Source organism: Mesorhizobium sp. M1403 (genome assembly GCF_040317695.1).
In the GTDB taxonomy this organism is placed as follows: Bacteria; Pseudomonadota; Alphaproteobacteria; order Rhizobiales; family Rhizobiaceae; genus Mesorhizobium.
In genome coordinates, this window is the sequence record NZ_JAMYKY010000005.1 from 234,798 (window position 1) to 257,485 (window position 22,688).

Genomic DNA, 22,688 nt, shown 5'->3' on the forward strand with positions numbered 1-22,688 from the left:
CTCTGTCCTGCCGGACATCTCCCCCACGAGGGGGGAGATTGGATGTCGCCACTGGTTTCGCCAATCTCCAGCGTTGAGGGAACGAGCGCGGCGCCAAAGCTGCCGATCTCCCCCCTCGTGGGGGAGATGGCCGGCAGGCCAGAGGGGGGCGCGACAGAACGCCATACCGGCGATTTCCACCATCAATCGCCCTCGTCCTCATAGCCAACCAGATGCAGCGGCCTGGCGGCGATGCCTTCGAGTTCGCACCAGCGCACCAGCGCCTCCTCGCGGCCATGCGTCACCCAGATTTCCTCGGCGCCGGTCTCCTTGATCGTCGCTGTCAGCTCGTCCCAGTCGGAGTGATCGGAGATGATCAGCGGCAGCTCGACGCCGCCCTGTTTGGCGCGCTGGCGGATGCGCATCCAGCCTGAGGCGAAGCACGACATCGGATCGGGAAAACGCCGCGCCCAGCGATCGGCGAACGCGGATGGCGGGCCGACGACGATGGCGCCGGCAAAGTCGCTTTTCGCGCCGCTCTCGACGGTCGCCGGTTCCAGTGTGCCGAGATCGATGTCCTGGCTCTGGAAATACTCGCTGAGCTTGGCCAGCGCGCCATGGATGTAGATCGGCTTTTCGTAGCCGGCATCGCGCAGCAGGCGCATGACGCGCTGCGCCTTGCCAAGCGCATAGGCGCCGACCAGATGCGTGCGTTCGGGAAACTGCTCGGTCGATTTCAGCAACCGGGCGATCTCTTCGCTATCGGGCGGATGGCGGAACACCGGCAGGCCGAACGTCGCCTCGGTGATGAAGACGTCGCATTTGAGTGGCTCGAACGGCTCGCAGGTCGCGTCCTTCTGGCGCTTATAGTCGCCGGACGCGACGATGCATGTGCCCTGATGCGCGACCTTGATCTGCGCCGAGCCCAGCACATGGCCAGCCGGGTGAAAGCTGACGGTGACGCCGTCGAGCGTGATCGTCTCGCCGAGCACGGCGGCTTGCGTCGTTCCGGCAAAATCTTCGCCGTAGCGCAGCCCCATGATGTCGAGCGTCTGCTGCGTCGCCATCACCGAGCGGTGGCCGGAGCGGGCATGGTCGGAATGGCCATGTGTGATCAGCGCCCGGTTGACCGGCCGCACCGGGTCGATGAAGAAATCGCCGGGCGGGCAATACAGCCCTTCCGGCCGGGGATGAAGCAGGTCGCTGGCGCGCATGGCCCCAAGATAGGCGCTAATTCCGGCGCGGGAAGCCTGTTGTAAGTCACTGCTGACTCCAGCATAGAGCGCAGGCCGGCCGCAAAACACCGGCGGAACCTGATCGCCATGAAACCGCTCCAGACTTCGTCCGGCGATCCGACCGCCGACCGCCGCGCCGACTATGCCGAAATGCTCCATGCGTCCGGCGATCATGCGGCAGCGTCGGAATTGCTGCTCGGCGCGCTCGAACTGGCGCGGCAATGGCCGGCCGGCTGGTTCCGCCTCGGTGAGATGCAGGAGGCGGCGGGCGCGCCCGATCTCGCCGCGCAGGCCTGGACGACGGCACTGCGGCTGGACCCGGCGGACAGGCTCGGCGCGGTGCTCAAGCTGCAATTGATCGGCAAGGCAGCGGCCGCCCAGGCGCCGCCCAGCGCCTTTGTCGAGACGCTGTACGACCACTATGCCGGAAGCTTCGAGGGTGAGCTGGTCGACAGGCTAGGCTATCGTCTGCCCGAATGTCTCGACCGAGCCATCCGGGCAGCACGGCCGGGCCGGTTTTCGCTGGTGCTCGATCTCGGCTGCGGCACCGGCCTCATGGGCCAGAGACTGCGGCCGATCGCCGATCGGCTGGAGGGTTACGACATCTCGGCCGGCATGCTGAGGCAGGCGCGCGCCAAAGGCGTCTACGATCTGCTCGTCAAGACGGACCTGCAGGATTTTTGCTATTCAGGCCCGAAAGCCGATCTGGTGACGGCGGCAGATGTGTTCATCTATCTCGGCGCACTCGACAAGGTGGTGACCAAGATTGCCGGAATGCTTGCCGGCGGCGGTCTGTTTGCGTTCTCCGTCGAGACGCTCTCCGGCGGCGACCTATCTGGCAGCGGCGATTTCGCCTTGCAGCCGTCGCGCCGCTATGCGCATTCGCAAAGCTATGTAGAGCGGGTTCTGGACGCCAACGGCTTTTCGGTCCTGTCGCTGCAGGCAACGATTATCCGGCAGGATCGCCGCGAACCGGTCGAAGGGTTGGCCGTGGTGGCAAGCTTGCTTTCCGGCAGCGTAAAATCTGGCTAAGATTTCTGCCGCTGTGCATGAGAGGCGGCAGCTGCGAAAGACAAGGAGCACGTTCATGCGCTGGAACATGATGGTCTTGGCATCTTGCCTGGCGATGGCCGGCTGCGTCGGCAATTCGATGTCCGAACGGCAGGACGAAGACGTCCAGTCCTCGCTGCTATATGACAAGGTGCCTTGCGACCAATTGCTGGCGCAACGAAACGGCCTGGCGCAGCAATATCATTTGCCGGTGGACGCCAAGCCGTCCTTCTCCAACCCGGCGACGGGCTTCGGCCCGTTCACGCCGGACATGCGCTCAAAAGCCAAACGTGACGCCGACCAGGCAAGCGGCAAGATCGACGCCATGAACCGGTCGATCAGCCGCCGCGAATGCGGCAAGCCGGCCAGGCAGAACAAGCTCGGCCTGACCTGACCGGATCCTAATCCGCCACCTTCCATTGCTCGCGTGAGGCGCTGGCGGGATAGACGCCGAGGATGCGCATTTCGCGCGAGAAAAACCGCAACTCGTCGAGTGCCAGCTTCACCAGCGGATCGTCGGGATGGCCCTCTATGTCGGCGTAGAACAGCGTCGCCGTAAACGCGCCGAGCTGGTAGCTTTCCAGCTTGGTCATGTTGATGCCGTTGGTGGCGAAGCCGCCCATCGCCTTGTAGAGCGCGGCAGGCACGTTGCGGACGCGGAAGATGAAGGTCGTCATCATCTTGGCGTCGGCCGAGGGGCGTTCGGCCCATTGCTTGTTCTTGGTCAGCACGACGAAACGGGTGACGTTGCTGTCGGTGTCCTCGACATTCTCCTCGATGATGTCGAGCCCGTAGAGCGTCGAGGCCAGCGCCGGCGCCAGCGCGGCCATGGTGCGGTCCTTCATTGCGGCGACCATCTTGGCGGCGCCCGCCGTGTCGCCGGCAACCGTCGCCTTCCAGCCGTTCTTGCGGATGTATTTGCGGCATTGGCCGAGCGCGTGGATGTGGCTGTGCACGGTCCGGATCTCGTCGCGCCTGACGCCGGGCAGCACCATGAGCTGGAAGTGGATCGGCAGGAAATATTCGCCGATGATGTGCAGCTTCGATTCCGGCAAGAGGTGATGGATGTCGGCGACGCGGCCGGCAATGGTGTTTTCGATCGGGATCATCGCCAGATCGGCCTTGCCGGTCTCGACGGCGTTGAAGGCGTCCTCAAAGGTCGGGCACGGCAACGGCTCCATCGACGGGAACATGTTGCGGCAGGCGGTGTCGGAATTGGCGCCCGGCTCGCCCTGGAAGGATATTTTGTTGGTCTTTTCAGGCATGCGCAGAGTCTCGGGAATTGGGGGAAGAATTTCTTAGTTGGAAAGGAGTGCCCTGGCGCGTTCGAGATCGTCCGGCGTATCGACGCCAAGCGGCACCGACTGCACGATCTCCGCATCAATGCGCATGCCGGCCTCGAGCGCCCGCAACTGCTCCAGCCGCTCGCGGCGCTCCAGCGGCGACGGCCTCAACGCAACGAAGCGTTCGAGTGCGGCGCGGCGATAGGCATAGAGGCCGATATGATGGTAGAGCGGGCCTTCGCCCCAGGGGGCGGTGGCGCGGGTGAAATAGAGCGCCCTGAGCCGCGTCGCCGAGAGTGGCGAGCCGACCAGCTTGACGACGTTCGGATTGGTCTTTTCCTCGTCGCGGACGATCTCGACGCAGAGCGTGGCGATGTCGACCGCTGCGTTCTCGAAAGGCTTCAGCGCGGCGCCGATAACAAGGGGCTCGATGGTCGGCAGATCGCCCTGCACATTGACGATGGTCTCGACGCTGTTGCCAGGGTCGAGAATGGTCAGCGCTTCGAAGATGCGGTCGGAGCCGGTTTCGTGGTCCGCCCGCGTCATCACCGCCTCGAAACCATGCGCGCGCACCGCCTCCGCAACGCCTTGCGTATCGGTGGCGACGACGACCCGGCCGAGCCCGGCCTCGGCAGCACGGCGGGCGACGTGGACGATCATCGGAGTGCCGGCGATGTTGGCCAGCGGCTTGCCCGGCAGGCGGGTCGAGGCCATGCGGGCCGGGATCAGGATGAGGGTGGACATGAGGCGGGCAGGGGCTCGAAAAAGAGGAGGACAAAAGTGGCAAAAGGTCTCACTGGCAGCGCCCTTATAGGTGTTGCAACGCCGGAGCAAAAGACCTAGTTTCCGCGCGATTTGACCGCCTCGCAGGGTGGTTCACGATACCGACGGACGGAGTGGACGGATCGGTCCGCCGGAAAAGGGAGCCTGGGGCGTATGGATTCCAACGAAGTCAACAAGCTGCTCGCCGCTTTCCTCGGCACGGTGTTCATTGTCTTTTCCGTTGGCATCGTGTCCGACGCGCTGTTTGCCTCGCCGGCGCCGGAAAAGCCCGGCTTTGCCATCGAGGCGACCGAGCCTGCCGAAGGCGGCCCGGCCGCTCCCGCCGCGGAGGCCAAGCCGATCGCCGAGCTGCTGACCACCGCCAACGCCGAAGCGGGCGCCGCCGTCTTCAAGAAATGCCAGGCCTGTCATTCCGGCGAAAAGGGCGGCCCCAACAAGGTAGGCCCCGATCTGTGGGACATCATCGACCGTCCGGTCGCCGAGCATGAGGGCTTTGCCTATTCTGCCGGCATGAAGGAGTTCTCCAAGGGCGGCAGCGAGAAGTGGACCTACGACAACCTCAACCACTTCATCACCTCGCCGAAGAAGTTCGTGAAGGGCACGGCGATGGGTTTCGCCGGCCTGCCGAAGGATGAGGACCGCGCCAACGTCATCGCCTATCTGCGCACGCTGTCGGACAATCCGAAGCCGCTGCCGGCGCCCGGCGCCTCGGCCGAGAACGCGCCCGCCAAGCCGGCCGAAGGTGCAGCCCCTGCCAAGCCGGCAGAAGGCGCGGCGCCAGCCGCTCCGGCTGCACCCGCAAAATAACAAAACTGTAATGACATAATCCTTGAAAAAGCCGGGTTCAGCCCGGCTTTTTCGTTAGGAAAATGCATATGCGACGACAAAGCCGCTCGGTTGCGGTTTTCAGCGCCGCCAAATGATCTAGATTGGGCCCAGACGCTATCGTGACGGCGCTATATCGCGAAGAGGAGAACGCATGACGGTTGGCCGAGCGCGGACGCTTCTGAAATCGGTGCTTATGCTGGCTGCTTTTGCCGGCGGCCTGCAGGCGGCCCTCGCGGACGAATGGCGCACGACCTCGTCGCTGATCGGCGAATCCAAATATGGCGACAACTTCCAGCACTACGATTACATCAATCCGGATGCACCCAAGGGCGGCACGCTGAATTCGGTGGCGCCCGGCACGTTTGACAGCTTCAATCCCTACATCGTCCAGGGTTCTGCCGCCGCTGGCTTCGTCCCTTTTGGCGGCGGTCTGCTCTACGACACGCTAATGGAGCAGGCGACCGACGAAGGCAGCACCAGCCATTCGCTGGTCGCTGAAGCCTATAAATATCCGGCCGATTATTCCTCGGCGACCTACCGGCTCGATCCGCGGGCGAAGTGGCATGACGGCCAGCCGATCACCGTCGACGACGTGATCTGGTCGTTCCAGGTGCTAAAGGCCAACAGCCCGCAATACAGCCGTTATTTCGAGAACGTTACCGATGCGGTCGCAATCTCCGATCGTGAGGTCGAGTTCCATTTCAGCCAGAAGGGCAATCGCGAACTGCCCAAGATTCTCGGCGACCTCGTCGTACTGCCCAAGCACTGGTGGGATGGCACTGACGCCAACGGCAAGAAGCGCGACGTCACCCGGCCGACGCTGGAGCCGCCGCTGGGTTCGGCCGCTTACAAGATCGCCAGCTTCAAGCCAGGTTCGGAAATTGTATGGCAGCGCGTGCCTGACTATTGGGCCGCCAAGTTGCCGGTGAAGATCGGCCGAGAGAATTTCGACACGAAGCGGTACACCTACATCCTCGATGAGAATGCGGCTTGGCAGGCATTCACCAAGGGTGGGCTTGAGGACATCAACGCGGAAAACAGCTCCAGACGCTGGTCGACGGCGTATAACTTTCCCGCGATCAAGCAAGGCGACGTCATCAAGAGGGAGTTCAAGACCGAGTCGCCCGAGCCGATGCAGGGTTTCGCGCTTAATCTGCGACGTCCGCAGTTTCAGGATCGACGCATACGCGAGGCGTTGACCGACGTGCTCGATTTCGAAAGCATGAATCGTACGCTGTTCTTCGGTCTTAACACCCGCACGAGCAGCTATTTCCAGGGCACCAACCTGGCGTCCAGCGGCCTGCCGAAAGGCAAGGAGCTGGAGATTCTCGAGCAATATCGTGACAAGCTGCCGCCTGAAGTGTTCACCGAGGAATTCAAACTGCCGGTCTACGACACGCCGCAGGCGGAGCGTAAATACCTGAAGTCCGCGGTCGACCTGTTCGCCAAGGCTGGTTGGGTCATCAAGGGCGGCAAAATGGTCAATGCCCAAACGGGCCAGCAATTCAAGCTGGAGATCCTGGGACGGGACCCGACAGACGAAGTCATCGCAAATCCCTACGTCGATAATTTGCGAAAGATCGGTATTGATGCCGCACTTCGCATTGTTGACCCCAGTCAATATGTGAACCGCACCCGTAGCTTCGACTTCGACATGGTGACGGGGATCTTCCCACAGTCGGATTCGCCCGGCAACGAGCAACGCGACTTCTGGAGCTCAAAAGCCGCCGACGCACCTGGCTCACGCAATCTGATGGGCATTAAGGATCCGATTGTCGACGCGCTGGTCGACCGCGTTATCTACGCCACCGACCGCGACGATCTGGTTGCTGCCACCCATGCGCTCGACCGGGTGCTGTTGTGGAATTACTATGTCGTGCCGCAATGGCACAGGCCCGTGGTCTGGCTGGCCTACTGGAACAAGTTCGGCATGCCTGAAAAGCAGCCTGCCTATTTAGGCGTGGACACGGATTCCTGGTGGGTCGATCCGGTCAAGGAAAAGGCGCTGGCGGCCAAATACAAGAGTGGCAATTGATGGCGGCGCTGCCTCGTCGCGGCTTCCTCGCCCTGGGTGGTGCCGCCGCGGCAGCTTCATGGCTGCCGGGCCGGGCTTTCGCCGCGATCCCGACCGGCGTGAAACTGCACGGGTTGTCGGCCTTCGGCGATCTCAAATATCCTCCGAATTTCACTCATTTCGACTATGTCAACCCGGACGCGCCCAAAGGCGGCCGGATGAATTTCGCCCCGCCGAACTCCACCCTCAATCAGAGCTTCCTGACTTTCAACACGTTGAACTCGCTGGTGCTGAAGGGGGATTCGCCGCCGCGCACCGAGCTCTGCTTCGATACTTTGATGGCAAGGGCGGTCGATGAGCCGGATGCGGTCTACGGCCTGCTTGCCGAATCCGTTACCTTGTCGCAGGATCGCAATGGCTACCGCTTCAGCCTGCGGCCACAAGCTCGCTTCCATGACGGCTCGCCGCTGACCGCTGAGGATGTTGCCTTCGCATTGAACCTCTACAAAGTGCGCGGACATCCGAACCTTTCCCAAGCGCTGCGGCATATGACGGAAGCGGTCGCAATCGATCCGCTTACAGTCAACCTTACCTTCAACGGCAAACAGTCCGCGCAGAATATCCTCGCCATCGCCGTAATGCCGATCGTGTCCAAAGCCTTCTACACGGCCAATGATTTCGACGCCTCGACGTTAACCCCACCGCTTAGCTCCGGACCATACAGGGTGGGACGGGTGGTGGCCGGGCAGACTGTCGAATATGAACGCGTCGCCGACTATTGGGGCCGCGATCTGGCCGTGAACCGCGGGCTTAATAATTTCGACCGCATCCGTATCGATTTTTATCTTGATCGCCAGGCAGCGTTTGAAGCGTTCAAGAAAGGCGACACGCATTTTCGCGAGGAAGGTACCGCGCGGGTATGGGCGACCGGTTACGACTTTCCTGCGCTGAAGGACGGCAGGGTCGTCAAACGGGAATTTCCCGGCGAGAAATCGCCATCCATGCAGGCTGTCGCGCTGAACCAGCGCCGGCCGCAATTCCGCGACATACGCGTGAGACGCGCAATCGCCTATTGCTTCGACTTCGAATGGACCAAACGGGTGCTGTTTTTCGGCTCCTACGATCGCTCGCAATCGAACTTCGAACGATCGGATTACAAGGCCGAGGGCCTGCCCTCGCCCCAGGAATTGAAACTGCTGGAGCCGTTTCGAGCCGAGTTGCCGCCGGAGACCTTCGGCGAACCGGTGATACAACCTGTCTCCGACGGTTCTGGCCATGACCGCAAGCTGCTGCGCGAGGCGTCGAGATTGCTTGCCGAAGCCAACTGGAAGCGAGCGGGCAAATTCGTCGTCAACGACAAAGGCGAGCGACTGCAGGTGGAAATGCTGGCCGAGGACGAGGGCCTCGTTCGCATCTTCGCCCCGTGGTCCGAGAATATGAAGGCGATCGGCATCGATGCTTCGATCCGGCAGGTCGATTCGACGCAATTTGAAGCGCGGCAAAGCAACTACGATTTCGATTTCAACCTTCTCCGATGGTCGATCGGGGCGACGCCCACCGCCGACGGCCTCGAGATACTCTACGATTCGCAGATGGCGAAGACGCCGGGGATGCGCAACTATCCGGGAACGGAAAGCAAAGCCATCGACGCGCTGATCGAGGCAGCCGGCAAGGCACAGAGCCGGATCGAGCTCGTCACCGCACTCAAGGCGCTCGATCGGGCCTTGCGCGCACGGCTAGACTGGATTCCAACATATGACCTGGCGAATCACCGAGCGGCGTTCTGGGACATGTTCGGCATTCCCGCTCAAAAGCCGGATTACGACTTTCCGGTCGAGACGTCGTGGTGGTTCGACAAAGACAAGGCGGCAAAGATTGGCAAAGGCTGAGATTTTCGCACAGGCGAGGCAGGGAACCTGATGGGCGCCTATATACTGCGCCGCATCTTGCTGATGATCCCGACCTTGTTCGGCATCATGGCGGTGTCCTTCGCCGTCATCCAGTTCGCGCCTGGCGGGCCGGTCGAGCAGGTCATTGCCAGGCTGACCAACCAGGGCGGCAGCGATCGCCTCGGTGGCGGCGGCGGTGATGCCGGCGGCGCCAATTTCGATGTGGCCGGCGACGTCGGCTCGAAATACCGCGGCGCGCAAGGGCTCGATCCGGAATTCATCAAGAAGCTGGAGAAGCAGTTCGGCTTCGACAAGCCGCCGCTCGAGCGCTTTGGCATGATGCTGTGGAACTATCTCCGCTTCGATTTCGGCGACAGCTACTTTCGCGACATATCGGTGCTCGACTTGATCCTGGAAAAGATGCCAGTGTCGATCTCGATCGGGCTGTGGATCACGCTTTTGTCCTACCTGATCTCGATCCCGCTCGGCATCCGCAAGGCGGTCAAGGACGGCTCCACCTTCGACGTCTGGACCAGCGGCGTCGTCATCGTCGGCTACGCCATCCCCGGGTTCCTGTTCGGCATATTGCTGATGGTGCTGTTTGCCGGCGGCTCGTTCTGGGACTGGTTTCCGCTGCGCGGCCTCACCTCCGACAATTGGGACCAGCTGTCGTGGCCGGCCAGGATCGTCGACTATTTCTGGCATATGACCTTGCCGCTGACCGCGCTGGTATTGTCGGCCTTCGCCACGACGACGCTTTTGACCAAGAATTCCTTCCTCGAGGAAATCCGCAAACAATATGTGGTCACCGCCCGCGCCAAGGGCCTGTCGGAGCGGCAGGTGCTCTACGGCCACGTCTTCCGCAACGCAATGCTGATCGTCATCGCCGGTTTTCCCGGCGCCTTCATCTCGGCGTTCTTCACCGGGTCGCTGCTGATCGAGAACATATTTTCGCTCGACGGCCTCGGCCTGCTCGGCTTCAACTCGGTGGTGCAGCGCGACTATCCGGTCGTCTTCGCCAATCTCTATATCTTCTCGCTGCTTGGCCTGTTCGTCGGACTGCTGTCCGATCTGATCTATACCTGGGTCGATCCGCGCATCGATTTCGAGCGGAGAGACGTCTGATGGCGCAGGCCATAGCCGAAACGGCGCCGGCACGGATCGCGCGGCCCTTTCTGTCGCCGCTCAACCAGCGCCGCCTGCAGAACTTCAAGTCCAACCGGCGCGGCTACTGGTCGTTGTGGATATTCCTGTTCCTGTTCGTGCTGTCGCTGGTTTCCGAATTGATCGCCAACGACAGGCCAATCATCGCCTCCTACAAGGGCGAGATCCTGTTTCCGGTCCTGGTTGCCTATCCCGAGGAGAAGTTCGGCGGCTTCTATGCGGTCACCGACTATCGCGACCCGGTCATCCAGGACGAGATCAACGCCAATGGCTGGATGATCTGGCCGCCGGTGCGCTACTCCTATCAGACCGTCAACAACGCTATTCCCGAAGCAGCACCGACCAAGCCATCCTGGCTCTACGACAAGAAGACGCGCTGCAACCAGTATCCGAAAGGCGAGGCAGACCCCAACTGCAACGTCGGCAACTGGAACTGGCTGGGCACCGATGACCAGGCCCGCGACGTGCTGGCGCGCGTCATCTACGGCTTCAGGATCTCGGTGCTGTTCGGCCTGGTCCTGACTGCCGGCTCGGCGCTGATCGGCGTGGCGGCCGGCGCTCTGCAGGGCTATTTCGGCGGCTGGACCGACCTTCTGTTCCAGCGCTTCATCGAGATCTGGTCGGCGATCCCGGTGCTGTATCTGCTCTTGATCGTCGCCGCCATCCTGCCGCCCGGCTTCTTCATCCTGCTCGGATTGATGCTGCTGTTTTCCTGGGTGGCACTGGTCGGCGTGGTAAGGGCCGAGTTCCTGCGCGCCCGCAATTTCGAATATGTCAATGCGGCGCGCGCGCTCGGCGTGTCCAATATCACCATCATGTTCCGGCATCTGCTGCCCAATGCCATGGTGGCGACTCTGACCTTCTTGCCCTTCCTGCTTAGCGGCTCGATTTCGACGCTGACCTCGCTCGACTATCTCGGCTTCGGCCTGCCGCCCGGCTCCGCCTCGCTCGGCGAGCTGCTGAAGCAGGCACAGCGCAACCTCAATGCCCCCTGGCTCGGCATTTCCGGCTTCGTCGTCATCTCGCTGATGCTGTCGCTGCTGGTCTTCGTCGGCGAGGCGACGCGCGATGCCTTCGATCCGCGCAAGACGTTCAGATGAGAGCGATGCGGGCTGGCATTCGGCATGTTATATTCCGGCCGATATCGAGCGAACCCGGACCCATGACGGTGTTGGCGTCGGTTCAGTCCGTCAATCCGCACGTCGGGGAAGGAAAGGGTTATGAATAGGGTCATCCTTGAACACTACCCGGCATCGAAGCTCCCGGATGAACTGCGAAGGGGCATAGCTCCGAGCGCCTCAGTCAAAGTGACAGTGGAAGAGGAGGCCAACAGGCCTCTTGGCCGCGAACAATTGCTTGAACTCATGCGGAATGCTCAGGCCAACGCGCCGGGAACAAGCCTCGACGAGGCTGTCGCGCGTGTTCGTGCCCTCCGCGATGAGTGGGAGGATTGATGGCTGCAGTCCGGCTTTATGTCGACACCAACATTTTCATCTATGCCTTTGAAAACAACGATGCGCTTGCAAAAAAACTGCTTCAGCTCATTTCACTGCACGACGGCAGAAAGCAGACCGCGGACACGAGATTGAAAGAGACCTATTCTATCGCACCAAATCGTCTCGTCCCCCCTCAAATGGTAGCCAAAATTTCGATCATACGACCGGAAATTTCCGCCTTGGACAGGGTTGTCGCGGAAGTTGAGCCATGACCGCCCCTCTCCTTTCCGTACAAGACCTCAGCGTCGCCTTCACGCAAGGCGGCAACCAGTCGATCGCCGTCGACCATATTTCCTTCGACCTCGCCAAGGGCGAGACGGTGGCGCTGGTCGGCGAATCCGGCTCCGGCAAGTCGGTCACCGCGCTGTCGGTGCTGAAGCTGCTGCCCTATCCGACCGCCAGCCACCCCTCGGGAAAGATCCTGTTCCTCGGCGCCGACCTGCTGGCCACGGACGAGAGAGACTTGCGCCGCGTGCGCGGCAACAAGATCACCATGATCTTCCAGGAGCCGATGACCTCGCTCAACCCGCTGCACACGATCGAGCAGCAGATCGTCGAGGTGCTGAAATTGCACCAGGGCCTGGGCGATCGCACCGCCAAGGCGCGCACGCTGGAACTTCTGCATGAGGTCGGCATCCGCGAACCGGAGAAACGGCTCGACGCCTATCCGCACCAGCTTTCCGGCGGCCAGCGCCAGCGCGTCATGATCGCCATGGCGCTGGCCAACGAGCCTGAACTTTTGATCGCCGACGAGCCGACGACGGCGCTCGACGTCACCGTCCAGGCGCAGATCCTCGAACTGCTCGCCGGCCTGAAAAGCCGCAAGAACATGTCGATGCTGTTCATCACCCACGATCTCGGCATCGTCAGGAAGATCGCCGACCGGGTCTGCGTGATGACCAAAGGCAAGATCGTCGAGACCGGCCCGACCAAGGAGATATTCGCCAATCCGCAGCACGCCTACACGCGGCATCTGCTTGCCGCCGAGCCGAAGGGCAAGCCGCCGGCGGCCAACCAGGCCGCCAAGCCAGTGATAGTCGGCAACGACGTCAAGGTCTGGTTTCCGATCAAGAAGGGCTTCTTCCGGCGCACCGTCGACAATGTGAAGGCGGTCGACGGCATCGACGTCACCGTGCGGGCCGGTCAGACGCTTGGCGTCGTCGGCGAATCCGGCTCAGGCAAGACGACGCTCGGCCTGGCGCTGGCCAGGATGATCTCGTCGACCGGGAATATCCAGTTCAACGGACGCGGCATCGATCAGCTATCCTTCAACGAAATGCGGCCGCTGCGGCGCGAACTGCAGATCGTCTTCCAGGATCCGTTCGGCTCGCTCAGCCCGCGCATGTCGGTCGCCGAGATCATCGAGGAAGGGTTGAAGATCCACGAGCCGAAACTGTCGCCCGATGCGCGCGACGAGCGTGTCGTCGACGTGCTGCAGGAAGTCGGCCTCGATCCGGCGACGCGCAACCGCTATCCGCACGAATTCTCCGGCGGCCAGCGCCAGCGCGTCGCCATCGCGCGCGCCATGGTGCTCAACCCGCGCTTCGTCATGCTGGACGAGCCGACCTCGGCGCTCGACATGAGCGTGCAGGCGCAGGTCGTCGACCTCTTGCGCAGCCTGCAGGCCAAGCACGACCTCGCCTATCTCTTCATCAGCCACGATCTGAGGGTCATCCGCGCGCTCGCCAATGAAGTCATCGTCATGCGCAATGGCAGGATCGTCGAAGCCGGACCTTCCGAACAGATTTTTGGCAACCCGCGGACCGACTATACAAAGGCGTTGATCTCGGCCGCCTTCAAGATCGAAACGGCGCCGGTCGGCATCGTTAGCGAGTAGATTTTCGCCAGAGATCATGCACAAAATCAAAACGCTGCCGCGCCCTTGCACGTCGGGACGCGAACGCTGTTGGTAAAAAGGAAAAACAATCCGCAATGGAAAAAGGCCGCATCCTGCTTGCCCTCACCGGTATTCATCCGCTGCGCTGGCGCGAACTGCTGTCGGCGGAGCGCGAAGTGGTGCTCGAGCCGAATGGCGCCGCCGATCCGTCGATCACCTATGCGGTGGTGTGGAAACAGCGGCCGAACCTGTTGTCGTCGCTGCCCAATCTGCGCGCCATCTTCTCGATCGGCGCCGGCGTCGACCACATCTTCGCCGATCCCACCTTGCCCGACGTTCCGGTCGTCAAGGTGGTGGCCGACAACCTGACCCAGTACATGACCGAATACGTCGTCTGGCGGGTGCTCGACCACCATCGCCAGGGCATGCTCTACCGCGCCCAGCAGCAGAAGAAGATCTGGCACGAACCGCAGCAGCGGCCGGCCAGCGACATCTCGGTCGGCATTATGGGGCTCGGCACGCTCGGCCGCGCGGCGGCGTCGGTGCTGTTGTCGCTCGGCTTTCCGGTCAATGGCTGGTCGCGCAGCGATCGGCCGATGCAAGGTGTCTCGACTTATGCGGGCGAGGCCGGCCTGATCCCGTTCCTCAACGCTACCGACATCCTGGTGGTGCTTCTGCCGCTGACGCCGCAGACGCACGGCATCGTCAACCACGGCGTACTGAAGGAGCTACGCAAGCGCAACGGTCTCGGCGGCTCGGTGCTGATCAATGTCGGGCGCGGCAGGCTGCAGAAGGACGCCGACATTTTGCGCGCGCTGGACGACGGCACGCTGAAGGAAGCCAGCCTCGACGTGTTCGAGGTCGAGCCGCTGCCGAAGACCAGCCCACTATGGAACCATCCTAAAGTGTTCGTGACGCCGCATGCGGCGGCAACTTCCGATCCGGTCCACCTGGCGCCGATCATGCTGCGCCAGATGGACGCCTTCGAGCGCGGCGAAGCGCTGGAAAATGTGGTGGACCGCGACGCGGGGTATTGATTTTTTGGAGCGCCGCTTCCCCGTCTCAGCCCCAGCCGAGCGGCACGTAGTCGATCTCCATAAACGCCTCGACCTCGGGGATCCAGCGGTCGCGGACGAAGGCGACGTGGTCGGGATGATCGTTGTAGCCGGAGTAAGCCCGCTGATCGGCGAACTCCATCGAGAAGCCGAAGCGGTACTCGTTCTTGGGGCTGACCTGCCGCAACTGCTCGAAATGCGTGACGCCCTTTATCGCCGTGAGGATCCTCTTGGCATCGGCGAGGAACCTTTTTTCCTCAAGCGAGTGCGGCGGGTGTTTTAGCGTGAACACGACGGTGTGACGGATCATTTTTTGCTCCTGCGATGTCTTCGTGTCACGCGCTGTCGGCCCAGGCGCGGATCAGGTTATAGGCGATCGCCCCTTTCGGCGGCGTCACCAGGCCGCCCGGATGTTCCCTGGCCAGCATCGACAGCACCTCGTCGCGAAAGAACCAGCGGCAGTCTTCCAGCTCGTTGAGGTCGGGGTGGATGTCGTCGTTGAGCGGTTCGCCGAAGCAGCCGATCATCAGCGAATAGGGAAACGGCCAGGGCTGGCTGGCGTGGTAGACGACGCGGCCGAGCCGGATGCCGGCTTCCTCCAGCGTTTCGCGGCGCACCGCCGCCTCGATCGTCTCGCCCGGCTCGATGAAACCGGCGAGCGCCGAATACATGCCGGGCCCGAAATGCCGGCCGCGGCCGAGCAGGCATTTTTCGCGCGTCGCCGTCAGCATGATCGCCACCGGGTCGGTGCGCGGAAAGTGCTCCGTACCGCAGGCCGGGCAATGCCGCTTGTAGCCGCCGGCCCGCATCTCGGCTTCGGTGCCGCATTTGCTGCAGAAGCGATGGCTGGCATGCCAGGCGAGCAGCGCCGCCCCTTGCGCCAGCGCGCCGGCCGCCGCTTCGTCGATCAGCCCCTGCATATAGACCGAGCGATAGTCGATCGCCTTGATCGTCTCGGGAAGCTGCTCGGGCTCGACCGCGGCCGGCACCGCCAGCACCGGGCCACTTTCGGAAAAACCGAGCAGGACGCCGTTTTCGAGCGATGCCTCGAGCGGCCGGCTTTCGGCCACGCCGAACCAGGGATCGAATGCGTCTTGCGCAAGCTTCAGATAGAGCCGGCCGCCATGCATCAGCAAAAGCCGAGTCGTCGGATCGGCGAGCGCCTTTTCGACGGAATCGTCGGCGCGGTTTTCGGATTGCCGGTCGATGATGTTGCCGGCGAAGCCGACGAACTGGCTCGGCTCGCGCAAGGGCGCGTCAAACAGGCTAAAGCTCATGCGGACTCGGGAAGGTTCAAGGTGGACACGGGAGAGGCTTATAGCGCTGCCTTGATCTTTTCCGCAAACTTGCGAAGGTCGGAGCGCTGGTAGGGCTCGCGCAGGCCGTGCCCCCACACCGGGCCGGGCCAGCCGGGATCGCCTTCCGAGCGCGCGATAACATGCACGTGCAACTGCCGCACGATGTTGCCGAGCGCGCCGGTGTTGATCTTGGTGCAGCCGGTCACCCGCTTCAGCGCCAGCGCCACCATGTTGGTCTCGAAGGTCAGCATCGCCTGGTCGAGCGGCGTCATGTCGTGGATTTCCTCGATGCCCGGCCGCTGCGGCACCAGCAGCAGCCACGGCCAGCGGCGGTCGTTCATGACGCGCAATTCGCACAGGCCGAGCCACATCAGCTGTTCGCTGTCGGCTTCCAGCTGAGCGTCAAGCGTGAATCCGGCCTTCAGGCCCGGCAGCATCGGCGTTTCCCTCGCATTTTGACGTTTTTTGAACTTTATCGACGCTAGAGCGGCTACCGGGGGGCCGCAAGGGGCAGCAAGCAACATTGGCCGTCGTGGCGCTGATTGTGCGCGAAGAACCGAGGACCAGGGCATTGCATACGGTTGGCGCTGCCCCGCCGAGGTCGACAATTTTGACCGCAGCCACATTTTGTTCTTGCTTTGTGCCGGCAGCTATGCTACTAATGTCGCTATGGTGATTATTCGCACCAACGACCCGCCCGCCGAGGCGGGTTTTTGGTTTCAGCTTTCGCCGTCGCGCACGACCCCTATCATCCGCACTTGCATTTCATCGCCGGATTGCCGATATGGAGGCCGGGAGGTTGGTGGTGGACGGTCCACTCGCCAACCGGGTCAGGTCCGGAAGGAAGCAGCCCTAACGAGCCCGGAACGGGTCATTGTTCCAGCCTCCCGCCTCTTCGCCTTTTGCCCCGACATTGACGGCGCCAAGCCGTGCGGGCGAAACTATGCGCAGGAATCGGCCGCCTCCAGTGGCAGCCCTTGGAGCTTAACGGGCGAATGAGCGAAGCCGGAAACGACGCCGGGAAATCGGACAAGCCTGCCGCCTATCGCGTGCTGGCGCGCAAATACCGACCGTCGAATTTCTCCGAACTGATCGGCCAGGAGCCGATGGTCCGCACCTTGACCAATGCCTTTGCCACCGGCCGCATCGCCCAGGCCTGGATGCTGACCGGCGTGCGCGGCGTCGGCAAGACGACGACCGCGCGCATACTGGCGCGGGCCCTGAACTATAAAACATCGACCGTCGACCAGCCTTCAGTCGACCTTGCCGTGCTCGGCGAGCATTGCCAGGCGATCATGGAAGGCCGCCATGTCGACGTCATCGAGATGGACGCCGCCTCGCATACCGGCATCGACGACATCAGGGACATCATCGAACGCGTGCGCTACGCCCCGGTATCGGCGCGCTACAAGGTCTACATCATCGACGAAGTGCACATGCTTTCCAACCAGGCCTTCAACGGCCTGCTGAAGACGCTGGAAGAGCCGCCGCCGCACGTCAAGTTCATCTTCGCCACCACCGAAATCCGCAAGGTGCCGATCACCGTCCTGTCGCGCTGCCAGCGTTTCGACCTCAGGCGCATCGATGCGGCAATGATCAAGGCCGACCTTGCCAGGATAGCGGGTCTGGAGGGCATCGAAGTCGAAGACGATGCGCTGGCGATGATCGCGCGCGCGGCCGAAGGCTCGATGCGTGACGCGCAGTCCATCCTCGACCAGGCGATCGCCCATGGCGGCGGCGCGGTCAGCGCCGAAGCGGTCCGCGCCATGCTGGGCCTGGCCGACCGTGCCCGCATCGTCGACCTGTTCGAACATGTCATGAAAGGCGACGTCGCCGCCGCACTTGCCGAATTCCGTGCCCAGTACGATACCGGCGCCGATCCTGCCGCGGTGCTGACCGACCTTGCCGAGTTCAACCATCTGGTCACCCGTCTGCGCTTCGTACCGGCTGCCGTCGACGACGCCTCGCTGTCGGAGGACGAGCGCCGGCGCGGCGCCGATTTCGCCAGGACGCTGTCGGTCAAGGTGCTGTCGCGGACATGGCAGATGCTTTTGAAAGGCATTCCCGAGGTGCAGACTTCCAACCGCCCGGTCAGCGCCGCCGAGATGGTGCTGATCCGGTTGGCGCATGCCGCCGACCTGCCGACGCTCGACGAGGCGCTGAAATCGCTTGAGAACGGCGTCTCCCTGCCGGGCGCCGCGCCGCGCGCGAATGGCGCGCCGGCAAGCCCTGGCCCCACAAACCATGGGCCTGCAAGCGGTAGTGCCGGTGCCGTGGCGCAGGCGCGGATGCCGACGGCCAATGGCGGCGCGCAGTCGATGCGCCTGGTCGAGCCCGAGCCGGTGCCGACCAATTTCGTTGCTCCGCCGGGGCCGGTGGTCGAGGCGCCGCCGGTGCCGGTGAAGTCGCTAGCCGACATTGTCGCCCTTGCCGACGCCCAGCGCGACATGGCCTTCAAGGTGCTGGTGAAGCGTTGCGTGCGCCTGGTGCGTATCGAGCCCGGCCGTATCGACGTCAGCCTGACCGACGATGCGCCGAAGATGCTGCTCAACGATTTGACCGCCAAGCTGCGCGCCTGGACCGGCCGCAACTGGTTGGTGTCGCTGTCGAAGGAAGAGGGCGGCCAGACCTTGGCCGAGATGGAATCGACAAAGCGCGAAAATGCCTTCCTCGATGCCAAGAGCGATCCGACGGTCGCCGCCATCCTGGCGCGCTTTCCCGGCGCCAAGATCATCGACGTGCGCATTCCCGACGCGCCGGAGGCCGATGCGGCCGAGGGCGAAGTGCCGGTCGAGCCGCCGGCAGACGACGACGAAACCTGAAACAACCGGCACCAACTGCAAAGGACCGTGCGATGAAAGATCTTCTCGGCCTGATGGGCAAGGCAAAGGAAATGCAGGCCAAGTTCCAGGCCATGCAGGATGAGATCGCCACGCTGGAAGCCACCGGACAGGCCGGCGGCGGCCTGGTCAGCGTGACGCTGACCGGCAAATTCGAGATGAAGTCGCTGAAGATCGACCCGTCGCTGTTCAAGGAGGACGAGGTCGAGATTCTCGAGGATCTGCTTCTCGCTGCCCACAACGACGCCAGGACCAAGGTCGAGCAAACCATGCAGGAAAAGACCAAGGCGCTGACCGCGGGACTGCCGATCCCGCCGGGAATGAAACTGCCCTTCTAAGGCTAGTCAATCGGTATGCCGTTACAGTGGCCGAAGAGTGCAGCAGCCAGTGCTTGCTCTTCCGCCGGCTGTGTCTATTAGGCAACTCCCCACACTTAATAACGCTTTAGCCATCTTTTTGCCTGAAAGTGTCTCATTCTTGCCGCAACCAGGGGCGGGCTGGCAGCAGAATGAGGGGACGCCTGTTGATCTCTACCCGATGGAAGACGCCGTTGCGGCTCGGCGTCGTTATCTCGCCGCTGTTTTTGGCCGCTTGCAGTCAGACCGCCTCGCACGGCATGTCCAGCCTGACCGATGCCATTACGCCGGGTTTCCTGAGCTCGCGTTCCTACAATTCCACGCCGAAGGAAAAGGAGTGCCTGGAGCGGGCAATGTTCTTCGAGTCCAACCGGTCGAGCCGTGACGGCATGATTGCGGTCGGCACGGTGGTGATGAACCGGCTGCGGTCCGGCAAGCATGGCAACACCATCTGCCAGGTCGTTGGCGAGCGCGGCCAATTCGCGCCGGGCGTCATGACGCGGCCGATGAATTCGAAGGCGATGCCCGATGTCGAGGAAGCCGCCGCGGCGGTGCTCAAGGGCGAGCGCAAAGCCAAGCTGAAGAACACGATGTACTTCCACACCGCCGGCCTGCGCTTCCCCTACAAGAACATGCACTACACCATGGTCGCCGGCGGCAATGCCTTCTATGAAAAGCGCGGCCGCAACTGGCAGCCGCTGCCGGACGAACCGGTGGTCGCCGTGGCCCAGGCCAAGCCGCAAGCGCCTGCCGCTCAGGCCATACTTGTCGCCTCGGCCGAGCCGGCGCGCGACGCCAAGCCGACATTCGCCAAGGCGACCTATGTGACCGCCGCCGCATCGCAGCCGGCAAAGCAGACAAGGGTGACTGCCGGGATGGCGACCCCGGAGAGGGCGGCCCCAGAGAAGCCCACCCAGGAGAAGCCGGTGCTGGTGGCGCTGCAAGAACCAATGCAGGAGCCCGATGCGGCCCGTTTCGGTGGGACCGCGAGCGCACGGCCTGTCACCTCCTTCGAGGCAGCGCCGGCAGAGCCGACAATGTCGTTCGAGGCGACGCCCGAGAACACCGACGCCATCGGCGCGATGATCGCCGGCCAGACCCGGCCGCTGGAAGAAAACTGAGACGGTCAACGTCGGCGCCGCCGCTCATCTGGCTGCCGCCATCTTCTCCCCGTATAGTGACGGGAGAAGGACGCTGTGGCCAAGGATTTCGCCAATTTCCGGCGTCGCAAAAAAAGGGACCGAGGTTGCGGTCAGCCCTTTCTCCCCGCCGCTATACGGGGAGAAATGCCCGGCAGGGCAATGAGGGGCGGCGCAAACCTGGGCGATTGCCTCTCTGCCCGCTGGACAGCACGCGCCTCAGTGGTGTTCCAAAACCCGTTGAAAAATCCTAAACCGGTGCGATGTCGAAGCGAATCGCCGGTCCCGAGATCGAACGCCTGATCCAACTGCTGGCCAAGGTGCCAGGGCTCGGTCCGCGTTCGGCACGCCGCGCCGCGCTCCACCTCATCAAGAAGAAGGAACAGCTGCTGGCGCCGCTCGCAGCCGCGATGGGCGAGGCGGTCGACAAGGTGCGCATCTGCTCGACCTGCGGCAATGTCGACACGTCCGATCCCTGCATGATCTGCACCGACCCGCGCCGCGACCCCACCACGCTCATCGTCGTCGAGGACGTGGCCGACCTTTGGGCGCTGGAGCGGGCGACCGCCATGAACGTGCGCTACCATGTGCTCGGCGGTACGCTGTCGCCGCTCGACGGCATTGGTCCTGATGAGCTCAACATCCGTTCGCTGGTCGATCGCGTCGCCGGCGGCGAAGTCAAGGAAGTGATCCTCGCCGTCAACGCCACGGTCGAGGGCCAAACCACCGCGCACTATCTCACCGACCAGCTTTCCGGCTTCGACATCAAGGTGACGCGGCTGGCGCATGGTGTTCCGGTCGGCGGCGAACTCGACTATCTCGACGAAGGCACGCTGGCCGCCGCACTGCGCTCGCGGACGGCGTTTTGAGGCGAGTGGCGGGGAGAGTGCGGATGATGGCTGCTGCGCATTTTTTAAGGCGGGCACTCTGTCACACCCCCCTCTGTCCTGCCGGACATCTCCCCCGCAAGGGGGGAGATCGGCAGCGTCAATCTCGCCGCCAATCTTTCAACGTCGAAAATTGGCGGAAGCAGAGGCGACAGCCAATCTCCCCCCTTGCGGGGGAGATGTCCGGCAGGACAGAGGGGGGTGGGACGGATCGCTGCTTTCACAAAATAGCCGTCGCGTTTCTTCTCGCCGCACTTGCCGCCTTCCTCCTCGCCACCCCCGTCTCCGCGGCAAAAATCGACGACCAGTTCCGCGCCTGGCTTGGCAACGACCTCTGGCCCGAAGCCAATGCCAAAGGCATCTCCAGGAAAACCTTCGATGCCGCCTTCGACGGCGTCAAGCCGAACCTCAAGCTGCCCGACCTGGTGCTGCCGGGCGAGGAGGCGACGACGCCGCGGAAGCAGCATCAGGCCGAGTTCGGTTCGCCGGGCGCCTATTTCGCCGAAAAGATAGTTCGCGCGGTCACCGCCGGCGGCCGCACCCGCGAGGCGGCCAACGCTAGGACCCTTGCGGCGATCGAGAAGCGCTATGGCGTGCCCGGCGAAGTGCTGCTGGCGATCTGGGGCCGTGAGAGCGGCTTCGGTGCGGCAAAGCTGCCCTACGACGCCTTCGAGGTGCTGGGCACCAAGGCGTTCATGTCGACGAAGAAAGAATTCTTCCGCACCGAGCTGCTGGCGGCGCTCGAGATCGTCGAGCGCGGGCTTGCCCCGGTCGGCGCGATAAAATCGTCCTGGGCCGGTGCGCTCGGTCAGCCGCAGTTCATGCCGACGTCGTTTCTGAAGCATGCCGTCGATTTCGATGGCGACGGCCGCACCGACATCTGGAATTCGAGGCCCGACATACTGGCGTCGATCGCCAATTATCTCGTGCATTATGGCTGGGTCAGGGGCCGCGGCTGGGGCTTCGAGGTGACGATACCGGACAGCGTCTCGTGCTCGCTCGAAGGTCCCGACCAGGGCAAGAAGATTTCGCAATGGGCTGATATGGGTATCAGGCGTGTGTCGGGTAAACCATTCCCGGCGAGTGAACTGAAGGCAGAAGGTTTTCTTTTGATGCCGGCCGGGCGCAGCGGCCCGGCCTTCATCGTGACCCCCAATTTCTACGTGCTGAAGCAGTACAACACCAGCGATCTCTATGCCCTGTTCATCGGCCATGGCGCCGATCGCATCGCCCATGGCGACAGCAATTTCTCGGGCAATTGGGGCGCGGTCGGCGGGCTCTACCGCTCCGACATCGCCGCCCTGCAGCGGGCGCTGGAGGCAAAGGGTTATGATGTCGGCAGCGCCGACGGCCTGCCCGGCTTCAAGACGCGCCGCTCGATCGGCAAATGGCAGGCCAGAAACGGCCGTTCCGCTACCTGCTTTCCCGACGCCGACCTGGTTACCGCGCTGAAATAGCCGGGTTTTCGCACCGCCGGTCTGGCCCAATCGACCGTTCTGCAAATGCTCGTTGCCGCGCTCGAAACCGCCGGATATGGTGAGCCGGAACTGCACAA

General features: G+C 62.9%; 22 protein-coding genes and 1 other RNA gene. 17 read left to right on the forward strand and 6 right to left on the reverse strand.

Annotation, left to right across the window (positions count from 1 at the left end; translation table 11 throughout):
• Positions 1-182: 182 nt before the first annotated feature.
• Positions 183-1,193 (reverse strand): ligase-associated DNA damage response exonuclease, encoded by a 1,011-nt coding sequence (locus tag NKH01_RS12400; RefSeq protein WP_352857398.1) that lies wholly within the window; start codon positions 1,191-1,193, stop codon positions 183-185.
• Positions 1,194-1,301: 108 nt separating this feature from the next.
• Here NKH01_RS12400 and NKH01_RS12405 point away from each other — a divergent pair, with 108 nt between their 5' ends.
• Both NKH01_RS12405 and NKH01_RS12410 read left to right on the forward strand, forming a co-directional pair.
• Positions 1,302-2,246, forward strand: a complete 945-nt coding sequence (locus NKH01_RS12405) for a methyltransferase domain-containing protein (RefSeq protein WP_353020332.1) — start codon at positions 1,302-1,304, stop codon at positions 2,244-2,246.
• Positions 2,247-2,301: 55 nt separating this feature from the next.
• Positions 2,302-2,658 carry a hypothetical protein gene (locus NKH01_RS12410; RefSeq protein ID WP_353020333.1) on the forward strand — a complete coding sequence of 119 codons (357 nt, stop codon included), beginning with the start codon at positions 2,302-2,304 and terminating at the stop codon, positions 2,656-2,658.
• 7 nt (positions 2,659-2,665) lie between these two features.
• Here the strand turns inward: NKH01_RS12410 and NKH01_RS12415 are convergent, their stop codons facing one another.
• Complete coding sequence (locus tag NKH01_RS12415) at positions 2,666-3,529, reverse strand: prephenate dehydratase (RefSeq protein WP_352548789.1); 864 nt, start codon at positions 3,527-3,529, stop codon at positions 2,666-2,668.
• A 33-nt stretch (positions 3,530-3,562) separates the two neighbouring features.
• The gene (locus tag NKH01_RS12420; protein ID WP_352493745.1) at positions 3,563-4,291 is read right to left on the reverse strand and encodes a 3-deoxy-manno-octulosonate cytidylyltransferase; all 729 of its coding nucleotides are present in this window, start codon (positions 4,289-4,291) and stop codon (positions 3,563-3,565) included.
• A 192-nt stretch (positions 4,292-4,483) separates the two neighbouring features.
• On the opposite strand from NKH01_RS12420, the gene NKH01_RS12425 reads away from it, so the two are divergent.
• From NKH01_RS12425 to NKH01_RS12465, 9 genes are all read left to right on the forward strand, one after another.
• Positions 4,484-5,137 (forward strand): c-type cytochrome, encoded by a 654-nt coding sequence (locus NKH01_RS12425; RefSeq protein ID WP_352483264.1) that lies wholly within the window; start codon positions 4,484-4,486, stop codon positions 5,135-5,137.
• 172 nt (positions 5,138-5,309) lie between these two features.
• Entirely contained in the window at positions 5,310-7,193 is a 1,884-nt protein-coding gene (locus NKH01_RS12430; RefSeq protein ID WP_352483263.1) for an extracellular solute-binding protein, read from the forward strand.
• Complete coding sequence (locus NKH01_RS12435) at positions 7,193-9,061, forward strand: extracellular solute-binding protein (protein WP_353020335.1); 1,869 nt, start codon at positions 7,193-7,195, stop codon at positions 9,059-9,061. The genes NKH01_RS12430 and NKH01_RS12435 overlap by 1 nt, the downstream gene beginning before the upstream one ends.
• Before the next feature lie 30 nt (positions 9,062-9,091).
• Positions 9,092-10,186 carry a microcin C ABC transporter permease YejB gene (locus NKH01_RS12440; RefSeq protein WP_352483261.1) on the forward strand — a complete coding sequence of 365 codons (1,095 nt, stop codon included), beginning with the start codon at positions 9,092-9,094 and terminating at the stop codon, positions 10,184-10,186.
• Positions 10,186-11,325 (forward strand): ABC transporter permease, encoded by a 1,140-nt coding sequence (locus NKH01_RS12445; protein ID WP_352847003.1) that lies wholly within the window; start codon positions 10,186-10,188, stop codon positions 11,323-11,325. The genes NKH01_RS12440 and NKH01_RS12445 overlap by 1 nt, the downstream gene beginning before the upstream one ends.
• Before the next feature lie 120 nt (positions 11,326-11,445).
• Positions 11,446-11,679, forward strand: coding sequence for a hypothetical protein (locus NKH01_RS12450; protein ID WP_353020336.1), 234 nt, complete (start codon positions 11,446-11,448; stop codon positions 11,677-11,679).
• A complete protein-coding gene (locus tag NKH01_RS12455) occupies positions 11,679-11,933 on the forward strand; it encodes a hypothetical protein (protein WP_353020337.1) in 255 nt (84 codons plus the stop codon). The genes NKH01_RS12450 and NKH01_RS12455 overlap by 1 nt, the downstream gene beginning before the upstream one ends.
• Positions 11,930-13,558: an ABC transporter ATP-binding protein gene (locus NKH01_RS12460; RefSeq protein ID WP_353020338.1), complete on the forward strand. Its 1,629-nt coding sequence runs from the start codon at positions 11,930-11,932 to the stop codon at positions 13,556-13,558. The genes NKH01_RS12455 and NKH01_RS12460 overlap by 4 nt, the downstream gene beginning before the upstream one ends.
• Before the next feature lie 95 nt (positions 13,559-13,653).
• A complete protein-coding gene (locus tag NKH01_RS12465; protein ID WP_353020339.1) occupies positions 13,654-14,595 on the forward strand; it encodes a 2-hydroxyacid dehydrogenase in 942 nt (313 codons plus the stop codon).
• 25 nt (positions 14,596-14,620) lie between these two features.
• On the opposite strand, the gene NKH01_RS12470 is transcribed toward NKH01_RS12465, so the two are convergent.
• From NKH01_RS12470 to NKH01_RS12480, 3 genes are read right to left on the reverse strand one after another with little or no spacing between them, the layout of a single operon-like run.
• Positions 14,621-14,923 carry a Dabb family protein gene (locus NKH01_RS12470; protein ID WP_352483257.1) on the reverse strand — a complete coding sequence of 101 codons (303 nt, stop codon included), beginning with the start codon at positions 14,921-14,923 and terminating at the stop codon, positions 14,621-14,623.
• 25 nt (positions 14,924-14,948) lie between these two features.
• Positions 14,949-15,890, reverse strand: coding sequence for an NAD(+) diphosphatase (gene nudC / locus NKH01_RS12475; protein WP_023717835.1), 942 nt, complete (start codon positions 15,888-15,890; stop codon positions 14,949-14,951).
• A gap of 38 nt (positions 15,891-15,928) precedes the next feature.
• Complete coding sequence (locus tag NKH01_RS12480) at positions 15,929-16,348, reverse strand: HIT family protein (protein WP_023676868.1); 420 nt, start codon at positions 16,346-16,348, stop codon at positions 15,929-15,931.
• A 357-nt stretch (positions 16,349-16,705) separates the two neighbouring features.
• On the opposite strand from NKH01_RS12480, the gene ffs reads away from it, so the two are divergent.
• From ffs to NKH01_RS12510, 6 genes are all read left to right on the forward strand, one after another.
• Positions 16,706-16,802: signal recognition particle sRNA small type (gene ffs / locus NKH01_RS12485), an RNA gene on the forward strand.
• Between the two features lie 104 nt (positions 16,803-16,906).
• Positions 16,907-18,733, forward strand: a complete 1,827-nt coding sequence (locus NKH01_RS12490; RefSeq protein WP_352918010.1) for a DNA polymerase III subunit gamma/tau — start codon at positions 16,907-16,909, stop codon at positions 18,731-18,733.
• Between the two features lie 32 nt (positions 18,734-18,765).
• Positions 18,766-19,089, forward strand: a complete 324-nt coding sequence (locus tag NKH01_RS12495; protein WP_023719593.1) for a YbaB/EbfC family nucleoid-associated protein — start codon at positions 18,766-18,768, stop codon at positions 19,087-19,089.
• A 185-nt stretch (positions 19,090-19,274) separates the two neighbouring features.
• Positions 19,275-20,228, forward strand: a complete 954-nt coding sequence (locus tag NKH01_RS12500; protein WP_023719592.1) for a cell wall hydrolase — start codon at positions 19,275-19,277, stop codon at positions 20,226-20,228.
• Positions 20,229-20,509: 281 nt separating this feature from the next.
• Positions 20,510-21,115 (forward strand): recombination mediator RecR, encoded by a 606-nt coding sequence (gene recR, locus NKH01_RS12505; RefSeq protein ID WP_352493754.1) that lies wholly within the window; start codon positions 20,510-20,512, stop codon positions 21,113-21,115.
• A 197-nt stretch (positions 21,116-21,312) separates the two neighbouring features.
• Positions 21,313-22,590, forward strand: a complete 1,278-nt coding sequence (locus NKH01_RS12510; protein ID WP_353020341.1) for a lytic murein transglycosylase — start codon at positions 21,313-21,315, stop codon at positions 22,588-22,590.
• Positions 22,591-22,688: the final 98 nt, after the last annotated feature.

What these genes read in the sequence shown, in the direction of transcription:
- NKH01_RS12480 (WP_023676868.1), bottom strand. Translation starts at nt 16,348, where the DNA reads ATGCTGCCGGGCCTGAAGGCCGGATTCACGCTTGACGCTCAGCTGGAA.
- NKH01_RS12425 (WP_352483264.1), top strand. Translation starts at nt 4,484, where the DNA reads ATGGATTCCAACGAAGTCAACAAGCTGCTCGCCGCTTTCCTCGGCACG.
- NKH01_RS12470 (WP_352483257.1), bottom strand. Translation starts at nt 14,923, where the DNA reads ATGATCCGTCACACCGTCGTGTTCACGCTAAAACACCCGCCGCACTCG.
- NKH01_RS12445 (WP_352847003.1), top strand. Translation starts at nt 10,186, where the DNA reads ATGGCGCAGGCCATAGCCGAAACGGCGCCGGCACGGATCGCGCGGCCC.
- NKH01_RS12510 (WP_353020341.1), top strand. Translation starts at nt 21,313, where the DNA reads ATGTCCGGCAGGACAGAGGGGGGTGGGACGGATCGCTGCTTTCACAAA.
- NKH01_RS12405 (WP_353020332.1), top strand. Translation starts at nt 1,302, where the DNA reads ATGAAACCGCTCCAGACTTCGTCCGGCGATCCGACCGCCGACCGCCGC.
- NKH01_RS12490 (WP_352918010.1), top strand. Translation starts at nt 16,907, where the DNA reads ATGAGCGAAGCCGGAAACGACGCCGGGAAATCGGACAAGCCTGCCGCC.
- nudC (WP_023717835.1), bottom strand. Translation starts at nt 15,890, where the DNA reads ATGAGCTTTAGCCTGTTTGACGCGCCCTTGCGCGAGCCGAGCCAGTTC.
- NKH01_RS12415 (WP_352548789.1), bottom strand. Translation starts at nt 3,529, where the DNA reads ATGCCTGAAAAGACCAACAAAATATCCTTCCAGGGCGAGCCGGGCGCC.
- NKH01_RS12400 (WP_352857398.1), bottom strand. Translation starts at nt 1,193, where the DNA reads ATGCGCGCCAGCGACCTGCTTCATCCCCGGCCGGAAGGGCTGTATTGC.
- NKH01_RS12455 (WP_353020337.1), top strand. Translation starts at nt 11,679, where the DNA reads ATGGCTGCAGTCCGGCTTTATGTCGACACCAACATTTTCATCTATGCC.
- NKH01_RS12410 (WP_353020333.1), top strand. Translation starts at nt 2,302, where the DNA reads ATGCGCTGGAACATGATGGTCTTGGCATCTTGCCTGGCGATGGCCGGC.
- NKH01_RS12435 (WP_353020335.1), top strand. Translation starts at nt 7,193, where the DNA reads ATGGCGGCGCTGCCTCGTCGCGGCTTCCTCGCCCTGGGTGGTGCCGCC.
- NKH01_RS12450 (WP_353020336.1), top strand. Translation starts at nt 11,446, where the DNA reads ATGAATAGGGTCATCCTTGAACACTACCCGGCATCGAAGCTCCCGGAT.
- recR (WP_352493754.1), top strand. Translation starts at nt 20,510, where the DNA reads ATGTCGAAGCGAATCGCCGGTCCCGAGATCGAACGCCTGATCCAACTG.
- NKH01_RS12430 (WP_352483263.1), top strand. Translation starts at nt 5,310, where the DNA reads ATGACGGTTGGCCGAGCGCGGACGCTTCTGAAATCGGTGCTTATGCTG.
- NKH01_RS12460 (WP_353020338.1), top strand. Translation starts at nt 11,930, where the DNA reads ATGACCGCCCCTCTCCTTTCCGTACAAGACCTCAGCGTCGCCTTCACG.
- NKH01_RS12495 (WP_023719593.1), top strand. Translation starts at nt 18,766, where the DNA reads ATGAAAGATCTTCTCGGCCTGATGGGCAAGGCAAAGGAAATGCAGGCC.
- NKH01_RS12465 (WP_353020339.1), top strand. Translation starts at nt 13,654, where the DNA reads ATGGAAAAAGGCCGCATCCTGCTTGCCCTCACCGGTATTCATCCGCTG.
- NKH01_RS12420 (WP_352493745.1), bottom strand. Translation starts at nt 4,291, where the DNA reads ATGTCCACCCTCATCCTGATCCCGGCCCGCATGGCCTCGACCCGCCTG.
- NKH01_RS12440 (WP_352483261.1), top strand. Translation starts at nt 9,092, where the DNA reads ATGGGCGCCTATATACTGCGCCGCATCTTGCTGATGATCCCGACCTTG.